A 12493-nucleotide genomic window follows, 5' to 3' on the forward strand; every position below is an offset into this window, starting at 1 on the left:
CGACGGCGACGCCGAGATCCGCCGGGGCTTCCAGGCCTACGTGGCCGCCGTGGGCGAGGACGACCCGGTACGCCGCCAGGAGCTCATGTTCCAGGCCAACACCCTGGTGGCCACCCACGAGCAGGCCGGCGCCCAGCCCTAGCTGAACGAGGTGATGTCCGGGGTCCCCGACGGCTTCGCCAGCCGCTACGTCGACATCCGCATGGGCCGCCACCGGGTCGAGGTCAACGACGACCTCCCCGACTTCGGGGTCAGCCACCACGGGGGACAGAGGTCCAAGGTTGGGCAATAATATACTTGACTCACCAAGCCGTGAGCAGTATACTCACCACATGCCCACGCAGCGCCTCCCCCGCACCCTCGTTGAGGCGGTCCGGTACTTCTCCGACGAGGACGTGTGCGTCCAGTTCGTCGCCTCCCTCCGCTGGGAGAACGGCCCCGTCTGCCCCCGCTGCGGTTCCGACGCCCACTACTACCTCGCCTCCCGCCGGGTCTGGAAGTGCCGGGACTGCGCCAAGCAGTACAGCGTCAAGGTCGGCACCATCTTCGAGGACTCCCCGATCAAGCTGGACAAGTGGCTGTGCGCCATCTGGCTCATCGCCAACTCGAAGAACGGCATCTCGTCCCACGAGCTGGGCCGGGCCATCGGCGTCACGCAGAAGTCGGCGTGGTTCATGCTCCAGCGCATCCGCCTCGCGATGCAGACCGGCACCTTCGAGCGCTTCGACGGCACCGTCGAAGTCGACGAGACGTTCATCGGCGGCAAGGCCCGCAACATGCACGAGAACGTCCGCAAGCGGAAGATCGTCTCCGGCCGCGGCGGCGCCGACAAGACCGTCGTCATGGGCGCCAAGTCCCGCGACGGCAAGGTCACCGCCACCGTCGTCCCCGACCGCAACCCCGCCACCCTCGACGCCTTCGTCCGCGACCACGTCGCAGAGGGCTCCAACCTGTACACCGACGGACTCGCCGGCTACCGCGCCCTGGCCGACGACTACGACCACGCCACCGTCGACCACGCCAACGTCTACGTGGACGGCCAGGTCCACACGAACGGCATCGAGAACTTCTGGTCCCTCCTCAAGCGCGGCCTCCACGGCACCTACATCTCCGTCGAACCGTTCCACCTGTTCCGCTACATCGACGAGCGGGTGTTCACCTTCAACCACCGCGAGGCCGACGACCTCACCCGCTTCGCCACCGTCGTCGAGATGGTCGCCGGGCGGCGGCTCACGTGGGATCAGGTCACGGGGAGGGCCTGAGATGGCAAGGTGCGACGGTGCCGCGGGCCGTCGCCTTGATCGCAGTGGTTGCGAAAAGTGAACGAGTCCTCGAGAAGGTCGCACACAAGCACGACGGCATCACCCCGTGGGAGGTCGATGAGGCCGTCGTCCGAACGCCAGTCGAGGCCTCTCGATGGGTGCATGATGACGAGAGGGGGTGGAGGCTCAAGGTCGCCGGTCGGACGGCTGCCGGCCGCAGGCTACTCGTGGTGCTCTACCCTGTCGACGAGGACGATGGCGTCTGGAGGCTTGGGACGGCCATCCGAGACGACTGAGGTGGAGGTCAAGCGCGATGGATGACGAGACGGACATGACAGCCGAGGAGTTCTGGTCAGACTTCGGCGCGGGTGTCCCGGTCGATGTTGTTCTGACGCGTCGCGAGTACGAGCGGGCCCTCGGCAGGGGAACGCAGGCGTCCGCCCCGTCGGCGGTAGTCATCTCGCAGGTGACGGGGCTGGGCGAGGATGCGGTCTGGATGCTCACCGGCGCCTTCAGTACGTCGGGTGGCCTCTCGACGGCGGCACCCGTGCGACCTGCCCGGGTGGACGTCGGTGCGGATTGACTGCGCCCTCCTCTGCGACGCGGTCACCGTCCGGGACGACTTGCTCCACATTCTGGGTGGCGGGATCACCCGGCTGCAGCGCCCGTCTTGGCCTGGCCCATTGGGTGTGTCGCTTGCCGTCCGGGTCATGGTGCATCCGACGGAGCGGAAGGAGACCCACACCCTCAGGTGTGTCCTGGTCGACCAAGACGGGCAAGAAATCGTCCGTGCTGAAGCCGAGTTCTCGATGGTCGCGACCGGGCCGATGCAGCCCGGCGAGGAGTTCAACGTGCCCATTCCCATACCTCTGGCGCACCTACTGATCCCGCGGGCGACCGCGTATAGCTTCGAGTTGCTCGTGGACGGTGTTCACCAGGCCTCCGTCCCCTTCGTGGCGGTGGAGGTCCCGCAGGCGGAGTTACCACTCACTGAGGAAGGCGAATCATGACCACACCGCAGTACGCAACGGGGAGCACTGGGTCAAACCCAACGACTTCCACCGTCATAGTGACTTCGACGCCCGACGATGAGTTCGACCGCTTTGAAGCGTTGACCCGTCGCCTGGTCCGCGTCCCGAAGGAAGAGCTGGACCGCAAGCGGGCCGAGGAGCAACGTCGCTAGCTCGGGACTGGTCGTCGTGCTTGACTGACCAAGCGTGAAGGACGTTCGGTGTCGCCCGGCCGGGGTTGAGGACTTCACCTTTCTCGCGACGATGCTTGGCGAGGCCGCAGTCTGGCGCCCCGACAAGCCGACACCGACCGCTGACCAGGTGCTCACCGATCCGCGCTACGCGATGTACCTCGCCGGATGGCCGAGGCGAGGTGACTACGGGCTGGTTGCCGAACAGGGTGGACCGGTGGGCGCGGCTTGGTATCGGACTTACACCGAGATGAGCCATGGCTATGGCTTCGTCGCTGAGGACGTTCCCGAGTTGTCGATCGCCGTCATCGCGTCGCGTCGGCACGAAGGGATCGGCCGACGACTTCTGATCGACCTCATCGAGGCGAGCGTTGCTCAGGGCCACCCGGCTCTGAGCCTCAGCGTGAATGGCGACAATCCGGCGCGTGGTCTTTACGAGGCGGTTGGCTTCCAGCCGGTCGAGGAGCACGGATCGTCCTGGACTATGATCCGCCAAGCCGCTCAATCAAACTGAGCCACTACCGAACGTACCAGGTCTCGGGTGAGTCAAGTAAGTCATTTCCCAAGGTTGGGGTCCGAGCCCATCAGCGCGGCCATGATGGACGGACGGACCCGGCGGCGACCTCCCGGGGCGGCCGACAGGTCGAGGCATCCGAGGTCGCGGCGGTGTCGGCCCCCCGCCTGACCAAAACCGAGGAGCCCCGCCATGTCCGAGGCGACCAGCTCGTCCGCAACCGTCGACGGCGACGCCGACAGCGCCCCGATACCCGGGGCCTCGTCGTCCGGCGCCGCCGAACCCGCGGCCTCGTCGCCGGTGCTGGCCCGAGCCGCGGTCATCGCCATCGGCGCCTACGCCGGGGCGCAGGTGATCGCCCAGGTCACGAGCTTGAAGATCGGCGTGGTGCTGGGCCAGTCGGTCGACATGGGCACCTTCGTCTACCCGATCACCTTCACCCTGCGCGACGTGGTGCACAAGGTGGCGGGTCGCGGCGCAGCCCGGACGCTGGTCCTCACCTGCGCGGGGGTGAACCTGTTCCTCGCCGCCTACCTGGCGTGGACGGCGAGCGTCGAGAGCGACCCGGCGTGGGGCCTGGGTGCCGAGTACGAGGCGGTGCTGGGCCCGCTGTGGCGCATCGTGGTGGCCTCGCTGGCGGCCATGGTGATCAGCGAGCTGATCGACACCGAGGTGTACCACCTGTTCGTCACCCGCATCACCCGCCGCTTCCAATGGTTGCGGGTGCTGGTGTCGAACGCGATCAGCGTGCCGGTCGACAACCTGATCTTCGCCCTCGGCGCCTTCGCCCCGATCACCCTGCTCGGCACCGACGGCCTGCCCTGGGCCACGGTGGGGAGCATCTTCTGGGTCAACCTGTGGGTCAAGGGCCTCGTCTCGGTCGCCTCGGTACCGCTGATCTACGTCACCCGCGATCGCCGCATCGACGAGTGACGGTTCCGGCTCAGCGGTTCCGCACGCCACCTCGCAGCGGTCTCCACACCACTCGTTGTCGACGTACCAGGCGACGGTCTCCTCGAGCGCCGGTGCGAAGGGGCGACCGCGCGACGCTCCGAGGGCCTCGACCTTGGTGGTGTCGACGGCGTAGCGCCGGTCGTGACCAGATCGGTCGACGACGGGCTCGATGTGCGACTCGTCGAGGTCGAGGCAGCCCAGCACGGCCTCGGTGACCTCGCGGTTCGTGCGCTCGTTGTGACCGGCGATGTTGTAGATCTCGCCGGGCTCCCCCCGGCGGAGCACCAGGTCGACGGCGGCGCAGTTGTCCTCGACGTAGAGCCAGTCGCGCCGGTGGAGGCCGTCGCCGTACAGGGGCACCCTCCCCCCGTCGAGGAGGGTGGTGACGAAGAACGGGATCAGCTTCTCGGGGAACTGGTGGGGCCCGAACTGGTTGCTCGACCGGGTGACGACCACCGACAACCCGTGGGACGCGTGGTGGGACAGGGCGATGAGGTCACTGCTCGCCTTCGATGCCGAGTACGGCGAGCTGGGCGACAGGGCGTCGCCCTCCCGGAAGGCACCGACCTCGATCGACCCGTAGACCTCGTCGGTCGAGACGTGGAGGAAGCGTTCCACATCGGCCCGGCGGGCCTCGTCGCAGAGGACGTTGGTGCCGGTGCAGTTGGTCCGCACGAACACGTCCGGGTCGAGCAGGGAACGGTCGACGTGGCTCTCGGCCGCGAAGTGGACGACGGCGTCGTGTCCGGCGACGACCTCCGCCACCGCGGCGCGATCGGTGATGTCACCGGGGACGAACCGGGCCCGACGGGGGTCGAGGCCCTGCAGGTTCTCGAGCCGGCCGGCGTAGGTGAGGGCGTCGAGCACGGTGATCGAGTCGTCGCTGGTGGCCAGCACGTGGCGGACGAAGCTCGAGCCGACGAAGCCCGCACCGCCGGTGACGAGACCCGCACCCTCAGCCCCGCCCGGCGCGGGGTCGCCACCTCGGGTCGATGGCGTCGCGCCCGGGGTTGGTGCGGTCCCGCGCCGAGAGGACCGGGTCGATCAGTCCCCAGTCAGCGCTGACCGCGGGGTCGTCCCACGCGACCCCGAGCTCGTCGCCGGGGTCGTAGTAGGCATCGACCAGGTAGGTCAGGGTGAGGTCGGTGAGCGAGGCGAAGCCGTGGGCCACGCCGGGCGGGATGTAGACGCCGAGGTGGTCGTTCGCCCCACCCTCCACCTCGCCCATGTCGAGCACGAGGGTGGCACCGTCGGTGGGACCGCCGCACCGCAGGTCGTGGAGCACGACGCGGGCGTGGCCCCGCACCACGTGCCAGTAGTCGGCCTGGCGGAGGTGGTAGTGGAGCCCCACGATGGCCCCGGCCGACCGCTCGGCCAGGTTGGCCTGCACCATCTCCTTCTCCTTCTCCATCTCCTCCTCCCGACCGGGAGCGAGCCACTCCCGGCGGTAGGTCTCGACGAAACGTCCCCGCTCGTCGTGGTGGACGTCAGGGCGGACGAGGATGACGCCGTCGATGCGGTGGGAGGGGGTGATCTCGGCCACGGCTACTGGAGGTCGACGGCGCAGTGGTCGCCGAGGAGCAGCCGGGTGGCGCGAGGGGAACGACCCGAGCGCAGGACCTCGGTGCCGTGCCCGATCAGGGAGTCCACGAGGCGGGGCACGCTCGAGGCGGACGCCCTCGAGCAGCACCGAGTTCTCGACCTCGCTGGCGAGGATCGTCGCCCCCGCGCCCACCGAGGTGAAGGGTCCGATGTAGCTGTCGACCACCTGGGCGCCGGGGCCGATCACGGCCGGGCCGCGCACCAGGTCCGAGGCCGGCTCGGCGGGCTTCTCGACCAGGCGGACCACCTCGCCGTCGACGTCGAGCTCGGCCACCCCGAAGCGATGAGGGTCGGGGACGGGGGTGAGCAGGATGTGGGCGGCGGGCGGCGTTCCCCCGCCGCCAGCCGCGGACGGGTCCTGGGCGGCGCCGGCCCGGGCCGACTCCCCGCTGGCCACCAGGGCCCCCAAGCCGTGCTGGAGCATGTTGTCACCGAGGTACATCACGAAGTCGTCGTCACCGAGGAAGGCGCGGGCGAGGCGCACGCAGTGGGCCAGCCCCAGGGGCGCCGCCTGGGCGATGTAGGTGACCGACACGCCCCAGCGGGACCCGTCACCGACGGCGTCGCGCACCTCGTCTCCCGTCTCGCCGCCGATGATCATGGCGATGTCGGTGATGCCGACCTCGGCCATGTGGGCGATGCCGTAGAAGAGGATCGGCGTGTTGGCGACGGGTACGAGCTGCTTGGCCCGGGTGTGGGTGATGGGCCGCAGGCGGGTGCCCTGGCCCCCGGCGAGGATCAGCCCCTTCATCCGAGCTCCCCTCCGCGCCGGTGCGTGGCCTCAGAGGGCCTCGCACCACTCCTTGACCTGGCTCACGAGGGTGGCCTGGGTCTGGTCGCCGGTGGGGATCGGGATGACGTTGAGGTGGGTGACGCCGGCCTCGGCGAAGGCGGCGATGCGCTCGCGCACGTAGCCCTCGGGACCGCAGAGCGACGTGGCCTCGAGCAGGGCGTCGGGCACCTTGGCCGCGGCCTCGTCCTTCTGGCCGGCGAGGTAGAGGTCCTGGATCTCGGCCGCCTCCTGCTCGAAGCCGTAGCGCTGCACGAGGTCGTTGTAGAAGTTGTGGCCCTTGGCGCCCATGCCCCCGACGTAGAGGGCGATCATGGGGCGGGCCATCTCCCGGAAGCCGGCGACGTCGTCGCCGATGGCGACCATGCCGCCGGCGGTGATCATGAGCGGGTCGAGGTCGGCCGCCCGCTTGGCGTGGCCCCGGGCCAGGTCGTCGCCCCAGACCTCCTTGGCCTTCTCGGGGTGGAAGAAGATCGGCATCCAGCCATCGGCGACCTCGGCGGTGGTCTCGACGTTCTTGGGGCCGAGCGATGCGATCCAGATGGGGATCCGGGATCGGACGGGGTGGGCGATGATCTTGAGCGGCTTGCCCAGACCGCTGCCCTCGCCCTCGGGCAGGGGCAGGTGGTAGATCGGCCCGTCGTGGCGGAGGCGACCCTCGCGGGCCCAGACCTCGCGGCAGATCGAGACGATCTCGCGGGTGCGCCCGAGCGGCTTGTCGTAGCGCACGCCGTGCCACCCCTCGATCACCTGCGGGCCCGAGGCGCCCAGGCCGAGGTGGCAGCGGCCGTCGGAGAGGGCGTCGACACCGGCCGCGGTCATGGCCAGCAGGGTGGGCGTCCGGGTGTAGATCGGCAGGATGCCCGAGGCGATCTGGACCGTCTCGGTGCTCGCGGCGAGGTAGCCCATGAGGCTGACCCCGTCGAAGCCGTAGGCCTCCGCCACCCACACCAGGTCGAGCCCGGCCCGCTCGAGCTCGGCGACCTGCTGAGCCGACTCCTTGAAGCCGCCCGAGTAGCTGAGCTGCATGCTGACTTGCATCGCGGGACTCCTGCGGTGAGACGGGGGGTGACCGGCGACCCTACCGGCCGAGGCTGGACCCGGCCGCGGGGCGGATCAGGCGCCGAGGCGCTCGCGAGCCGCCTTGGCGCGGTCGATGAGCAGCTGGGGGACGAGGACGCCGCCGTGGGTGTAACCGCCTCCACCGCCCGCCTCGGCCCCGCCGGCGGCGGTCTCCGCGCCGCCGGCCGCGGCCGTGTCGACCTCGTCGCCGCCCTCGAGGCGCCGGGCCCACTGGGCCGGCGTGGCGATGTCGTGGCGGTTGATGGAGCCCACCGCCACGCCGTTGGCAAAGCTGACCCAGTACCGGATCCACGTGAGCCCGTTGACCAGCACCACCTTGCCGGCGGTGCCCTCGGGCACCTCGCGCAGGTCGCGGGCGCAGATCACCTCGTCGCCCTTGCGCAGGACCTCGGGCGCGTCGTCTCGCTTGGCCACGCCGGGACCGTAGCCGGGAGACAGAAGCCATCCCGAAACGGTGAGGGGCTCGCGCCTAGGGTCGTTAGTTTGGTGAACTGATGACCTCCGCACCCGCCCCTCGCGCCACCTCGCCGGCCGATCTCGCCGGCACCGCCGCGAGCCTGCGCCTCGCCGTGGGGCGGCTGTCGCGGCGCATGCGCCAGGAGTCCGCGGTGGGCCACAGCCTCACCGGGATCGGCATCCTGGCCACCCTCGACCGGCAGGGGCCGACGACCCTCGGCGAGCTCGCCGCGGCCGAGCGGGTCGCTCCGCCGACGGTCACCAAGGCGGTGGCCGCGCTGGTCGCCGACGGGCTGATCGAGAAGATCCACGACCCCGACGACCGGCGGATCCACCGGGCCCGGCTGACCGCCGCCGGCCGCCAGGACCTCGCCGAGATGCGCAGTCGCCGCGACGCCTGGCTGGCCACCCGGCTGGCCGCCCTCCCGACGAACGACGTCGACCGCCTCGCCGCCCTGCTCCCCCTGCTCGAGGCCCTCACCGCGGATGAGGTCGACCCGACGTGACCGGGCGCATCCGCGGCGGCGCCCGCGACACCTTCCGCGCCCTCCACGTCCGCAACTTCCGGCTCTTCCTCTCGGGTCAGCTGATCTCCCAGACCGGCACCTGGCTGACGATGGTCACCCAGACCCTCCTGGTGCTGAAGCTCACCGGCTCAGGGGTGGCCATCGGTCTGCTCACCGCCTGCCAGTTCCTCCCCGTGCTGGTGCTCGGGGCGTGGGCCGGCAGCGTGGCCGACCGCAGCGACAAGCGTCGCCTGCTGATGCAGGTGCAGGCCGGCGCCATGGTGCAGTCACTGGTGCTCGCCGCGGTGGTGTTCAGCGGCAACGCCACCGTGCCGGTGATCTACGCCCTGGCCCTCGTGCAGGGCGTGCTTACCGCCTTCGACAACCCGGCGCGCCGAGCGTTCGTGGTGGAGATGGTGCCCAAGGAGATAGTGGCCAACGCGGTCAGCCTCAACAGCGCGGTGATGACCGGCTCGCGCGTGCTCGGACCGGCGGCCGCCGGGGCCCTCGTCGTCACCGTCGGGTTCGGTTGGGCGTTCCTCATCGACGGCCTCAGCTACCTCGCCGTGCTCTACGGCCTCTACGCCATGCGCACCGCCGAGCTGCACCCGACGGTCCCCTCCCTGCGGGGCAAGGGCCAGGTGCGCGCCGGCCTCCGCTACGTGCGCTCACAGCGCGACCTGGTGGTGCCGCTGGTGATGATGGCGGCGATCGGCACCTTCGCCTTCAACTTCCAGGTGACGATCCCGTTGCTCGTCATGGGTCCGCTGGGCGGCGGCAACGGCACCTTCACCGTCATGTTCTCGGTGCTGAGCCTGGGTTCGCTCGTCGGCGCCCTCTGGACGGCGCGGCGGTCCGAGGTGACGAACCACCAGATCGTGGTGGCCGCCGCCGGCTTCGGCGCCGCCATGCTCGCGCTGGCCGCAGCTCCTGCGCTCTGGGTCGCCTTCCCGGTGGCGGTGGTGCTCGGCATCGCCAGCATCGGGTTCATGACCGCGTCGACCGCGGTGGTGCAGATGCGCGCCGCGCCCGAGTTCCGGGGCCGGGTGCTGGCCCTGCAGGCCATGGTGTTCCTCGGCAGCACGCCCATCGGCGGCCCGATCGTGGGCTTCGTCTCCGACACCGCCGGGCCCCGGGCCGGCATCGCCCTCGGTGGCCTGGCCTGCCTCGGCGCGGCGAGCTGGGCGACGAGGGCCCTGCGCCACCCCGACGCCACCGTTCCGCTCGACCCGCCCGCCGCCGAGCGCGCCACCGACCAGGCCGTCACCCTCGCCGACTGAGCTCAGCGACCCACGAACAGGGTCTCGACGTCGTCGCGGGCGATCGCCTCATCGGCGGTGAGGATCGGCGCCGGCGTGGGCCGACGGGACCTGTGCAGCGTTGCCTACCGACGGCGATTGGCGGAGCGACGGTGCTCGACCCGAAGGACGACGACCTCGTGGTCCGCCTCGTTGATCTGGCACAGGATCCGGAAGGTACCCCGCCGTGCGGAGCAGACGCCCTCGAGCTCGTGGCGGAGGAGCTTGCCGACGCGCTGAGGGTTGTCGATCAACGGGCCCGTGATGAGGTCGATGACCGCGGTGGCGACCGCTTCGGGGAGGTCATCGGAGATGGCCCGTGCGGCCGGCCCGGCGACGACGAGCTCGTAGGGCGCGTCCTCAGCGGACACGGAGGTCGGGGGCGGCGCGCGCCGAGCCTCCGGGGGACGACTCGGGGTCACATCGGCGACGGGTCGGACGGCAGGCCGAGGACGCGCTCGCCGAGGATGTTGCGCTGCACCTCGCCGGTGCCGCCACCGACGGTCAGCGCAGGAGCGAACAGGTAGCCGAACGCCCACGTGGGGTCGGCCGACCCGCACGGTCCGGCCTGGGTGAGCATCCCCCCGGCTCCGGCCAGGTCCTTGGCCAGGCCCATGATCCGCTGCCCGTGCTCGTCGGCCAGGATCTTGCGGATCGACGCCTCGGGGCCGGGCTGCTCGCCCTTGATCGCGGCGGTGACGGTGCGGAGGCGGATGAGGCGGAGGATCTCGGCCTCGGTCCAGAGCCCGGCGAGGCGCTGGCGGAGCATCGGGTCGGCCGCGCCACCGGCGCCCCGCACGATGTCGAGCAGGTCGTCAGCCTGGGGCCCCATGCCCCACAGCGCGCCCCCGGCCGAGAGCGACACGCGCTCGTTGCCGAGGGTCACCTTGGCCAGGGCCCAGCCCCGGTCGACCTCGCCCACCAGGTGATCGGCGGGCAGGCGCACCTCGTTCAGGAAGACCTCGTTGAAGGTGTGGGCGCCGGTCATCTCGATGAGAGGCCGGATCTCGATGCCCGGTGCGTCCATCGGGCAGACGAAGTAGGAGATGCCCTGCTGCTTGGAGGCCTGGGGGTCGGTGCGGGCGATGAGGATGCCCCACCGGGCGTGCTGGGCGAGCGACGTCCACACCTTCTGGCCCTCGATCACCCACTCATCGCCGTCGCGGGTGGCCCGGGTGGTGAGCGAGGCCAGGTCGCTGCCGGCCCCGGGCTCGCTGAAGAGCTGGCACCAGACATCCTCGGCCGACAGGAGTCGGGGCAGCCACCGGGCCTGCTGGTCGGGGGTGCCGGCGTGGAGCAGGGTCGGGCCCGCCCAGCCGATGCCGATCGGGTTGGAGGGCCGCTTCACCCCGGCCCGGCGCAGCTCCTCGTCGATGACGATCTGGTGGATCGGATCGGCGTCGATGCCGTAGGGCCGGGGCCAATGAGGCGCCACGTAGCCCGCACCCGCCAGCTCCCGGCCCGAGGGCGACGGATGATCCGCGAGCCACGCCCGCACGGCCACCCTCCTGGGGTCGTCGTCGCCGGGAAGCTCGAGATCCACGCCGGCAACCTAGGGCAATGGCCGGTGCGCCCACCGGTCGTGGGCGCGGGTCTGACGCAACCGATTCGGCGCGCCAGGACGGCTACCTTCGGGCCATGGCTGCGGTCGCGGCCGCGGGCCCGAGCGCAGCACGAGTTGCTATGGCTCGTGCGGGGCTTGCTGCGCCGCAAGCTCGAACACGTCCCCCTGCCGATGCCCGAGCCCCGGGTCATCGAGCTCCAGAGCCGACCCGCGGTGTTCGACGCCTTCGTCGCTCGGCACACCGTTCAGCAGTTCGCCGACGCTCTGGCCTGCACCTACCGGCGGGCCGGCCTCGGTCTGGACGAGCCGCCGACGGCTCCACGGTGAGATCGGCCCGTCAGAGGCGTTCGACGTTGGCACCGTTCAACACGCCGCGCGTGTCGAGGACCCACTGCGCGTCGGTGAGGGGGCCGAGGTCGGTGCCGTCGTGGTCCACGAGCAGCACGACACCGTCGGCCGCGGCCACGCCGGTCAGGTCGGGGGCGACCTCGCTGGCGTGCTGCTGCAGGAATCCCAGCTCGTTGATCAGCGCGATGTTGACGTGGCGGAAGGTGTTCTCCAGCAGCTTGCACATCTCGGCCTCCTTGGGGCTCGAGACAGCCACGGTGCGCTCCACGATCCGGTCGTAGAACCCCTTCACCGCGGCGAGCGACGCCGCATCGACCCCGGAGATCACCTTGGGCGTGGTCTCGAGGGTCCAGGTGGCGTTGCCCGGATCGATGCGCTCGGGGCTGTACCCGAGGTGGAAGTCGTGGCCCGCCGCCAGGCCCGACACCTCGGAGAGGCGGGCCCCCACGAGCTCCTCGGTGGTCCCCGGGTACGTCGTGGACTCCAGGATGACCGTCGCGGCCGGGCGGAGGGCTCCGCCGAGCATCTCGGCGGCCGACACCACGAAGCTGAGGTCGGGCTGGCGGTCGCGCAGCGGCGTCGGCACCGTGATCACCGCGACGTCGAAGCCCTCGAGGTCCGACACGGCCAGGCTGGGCCGGTATCGCCCCGTCGCCCGCGCCTCCGCGAGCCGGTCATCGCTGATGTCCTCGACGTAGGAGGTGCCCGCGGCGAGCTCCTCGACCCGCCGAGCGTCGACCTCGAAGCCGACCACGTCGTAGCCGGCCTCGACGGCCCGCACCGCGAGCGGGAGGCCCACGTACCCCTGACCCATGACGACCAGCTTCTCGACGGCACCCATCGTCGCGTCCTCCCTCTGATCACGGCCCGCCTCGCGTCGCGGATGCTACGGCACCACCGGGACGAGGCTGCCCC

At 70.8% G+C, this 12493-nt stretch carries 15 protein-coding genes and 3 pseudogenes; 10 read left to right on the forward strand and 8 right to left on the reverse strand.

The features are described 5' to 3' along the window. The first annotated feature begins 154 nt into the window (after positions 1–154). The 7 genes from VNL12_RS06845 to VNL12_RS06875 all read left to right on the forward strand — a co-directional run bounded on the left by VNL12_RS06845 (position 155) and on the right by VNL12_RS06875 (position 3910). Positions 155–292: a hypothetical protein gene (locus VNL12_RS06845; protein ID WP_325592857.1), complete on the forward strand. Its 138-nt coding sequence runs from the start codon at positions 155–157 to the stop codon at positions 290–292. Positions 293–332: 40 nt separating this feature from the next. After that, positions 333–1262 carry an IS1595 family transposase gene (locus tag VNL12_RS06850; protein WP_325592860.1) on the forward strand — a complete coding sequence of 310 codons (930 nt, stop codon included), beginning with the start codon at positions 333–335 and terminating at the stop codon, positions 1260–1262. A 17-nt stretch (positions 1263–1279) separates the two neighbouring features. After that, on the forward strand, positions 1280–1558 hold the full coding sequence (locus VNL12_RS06855) for a hypothetical protein (protein ID WP_325592862.1): 279 nt from the start codon (positions 1280–1282) through the stop codon (positions 1556–1558). 17 nt (positions 1559–1575) lie between these two features. Beyond that, positions 1576–1845 carry a hypothetical protein gene (locus VNL12_RS06860; RefSeq protein WP_325592864.1) on the forward strand — a complete coding sequence of 90 codons (270 nt, stop codon included), beginning with the start codon at positions 1576–1578 and terminating at the stop codon, positions 1843–1845. Continuing rightward, complete coding sequence (locus VNL12_RS21200; protein WP_414654857.1) at positions 1748–2272, forward strand: DUF6941 family protein; 525 nt, start codon at positions 1748–1750, stop codon at positions 2270–2272. Before VNL12_RS06860 ends, VNL12_RS21200 begins: the two co-directional genes overlap by 98 nt. A 207-nt stretch (positions 2273–2479) precedes the next feature. Further along, on the forward strand, positions 2480–2977 hold the full coding sequence (locus VNL12_RS06870; protein ID WP_325592868.1) for a GNAT family N-acetyltransferase: 498 nt from the start codon (positions 2480–2482) through the stop codon (positions 2975–2977). A 192-nt stretch (positions 2978–3169) separates the two neighbouring features. Continuing rightward, positions 3170–3910, forward strand: a complete 741-nt coding sequence (locus tag VNL12_RS06875) for a queuosine precursor transporter (protein WP_325592870.1) — start codon at positions 3170–3172, stop codon at positions 3908–3910. A gap of 108 nt (positions 3911–4018) precedes the next feature. Here the strand turns inward: VNL12_RS06875 and VNL12_RS20840 are convergent. The 5 genes and pseudogenes from VNL12_RS20840 to VNL12_RS06895 all read right to left on the reverse strand — a co-directional run. Continuing rightward, a pseudogene (locus VNL12_RS20840) lies at positions 4019–4828 on the reverse strand (dTDP-glucose 4,6-dehydratase); the annotation flags it as partial. Positions 4829–4886: 58 nt separating this feature from the next. Continuing rightward, positions 4887–5474 (reverse strand): dTDP-4-dehydrorhamnose 3,5-epimerase family protein, encoded by a 588-nt coding sequence (locus VNL12_RS20845; protein WP_349257812.1) that lies wholly within the window; start codon positions 5472–5474, stop codon positions 4887–4889. Between the two features lie 2 nt (positions 5475–5476). Beyond that, positions 5477–6284: pseudogene (locus VNL12_RS20850) on the reverse strand (sugar phosphate nucleotidyltransferase). 30 nt (positions 6285–6314) lie between these two features. Further along, complete coding sequence (locus VNL12_RS06890) at positions 6315–7364, reverse strand: LLM class F420-dependent oxidoreductase (protein WP_325592876.1); 1050 nt, start codon at positions 7362–7364, stop codon at positions 6315–6317. Positions 7365–7439: 75 nt separating this feature from the next. Next, positions 7440–7820, reverse strand: a complete 381-nt coding sequence (locus tag VNL12_RS06895; RefSeq protein WP_325592878.1) for a hypothetical protein — start codon at positions 7818–7820, stop codon at positions 7440–7442. Between the two features lie 80 nt (positions 7821–7900). Between VNL12_RS06895 and VNL12_RS06900 the strand changes: the two genes are divergently transcribed. Together VNL12_RS06900 and VNL12_RS06905 are read left to right on the forward strand one after the other, a co-directional pair. Further along, positions 7901–8368 (forward strand): MarR family winged helix-turn-helix transcriptional regulator, encoded by a 468-nt coding sequence (locus tag VNL12_RS06900; protein ID WP_325592880.1) that lies wholly within the window; start codon positions 7901–7903, stop codon positions 8366–8368. Further along, positions 8365–9648, forward strand: coding sequence for an MFS transporter (locus tag VNL12_RS06905; RefSeq protein ID WP_325592882.1), 1284 nt, complete (start codon positions 8365–8367; stop codon positions 9646–9648). Before VNL12_RS06900 ends, VNL12_RS06905 begins: the two co-directional genes overlap by 4 nt. 104 nt (positions 9649–9752) lie before the next feature. Here VNL12_RS06905 and VNL12_RS06910 read toward each other — a convergent pair whose 3' ends face one another. Both VNL12_RS06910 and VNL12_RS06915 read right to left on the reverse strand, forming a co-directional pair. Beyond that, positions 9753–10037, reverse strand: a complete 285-nt coding sequence (locus tag VNL12_RS06910; RefSeq protein WP_325592884.1) for a type II toxin-antitoxin system RelE/ParE family toxin — start codon at positions 10035–10037, stop codon at positions 9753–9755. Positions 10038–10084: 47 nt separating this feature from the next. Then, entirely contained in the window at positions 10085–11209 is a 1125-nt protein-coding gene (locus tag VNL12_RS06915; RefSeq protein ID WP_325592886.1) for an acyl-CoA dehydrogenase family protein, read from the reverse strand. 147 nt (positions 11210–11356) lie between these two features. On the opposite strand from VNL12_RS06915, the gene VNL12_RS06920 reads away from it, so the two are divergent. After that, the gene (locus VNL12_RS06920; RefSeq protein ID WP_325592888.1) at positions 11357–11557 is read left to right on the forward strand and encodes a hypothetical protein; all 201 of its coding nucleotides are present in this window, start codon (positions 11357–11359) and stop codon (positions 11555–11557) included. A 169-nt stretch (positions 11558–11726) separates the two neighbouring features. Here VNL12_RS06920 and VNL12_RS06925 read toward each other — a convergent pair. After that, a pseudogene (locus VNL12_RS06925) lies at positions 11727–12419 on the reverse strand (nucleotide sugar dehydrogenase); the annotation flags it as partial. Positions 12420–12493: the final 74 nt, after the last annotated feature.

It is taken from the genome of Iamia sp. (assembly GCF_035575815.1).
Lineage (GTDB): Bacteria > Actinomycetota > Acidimicrobiia > Acidimicrobiales > Iamiaceae > Iamia.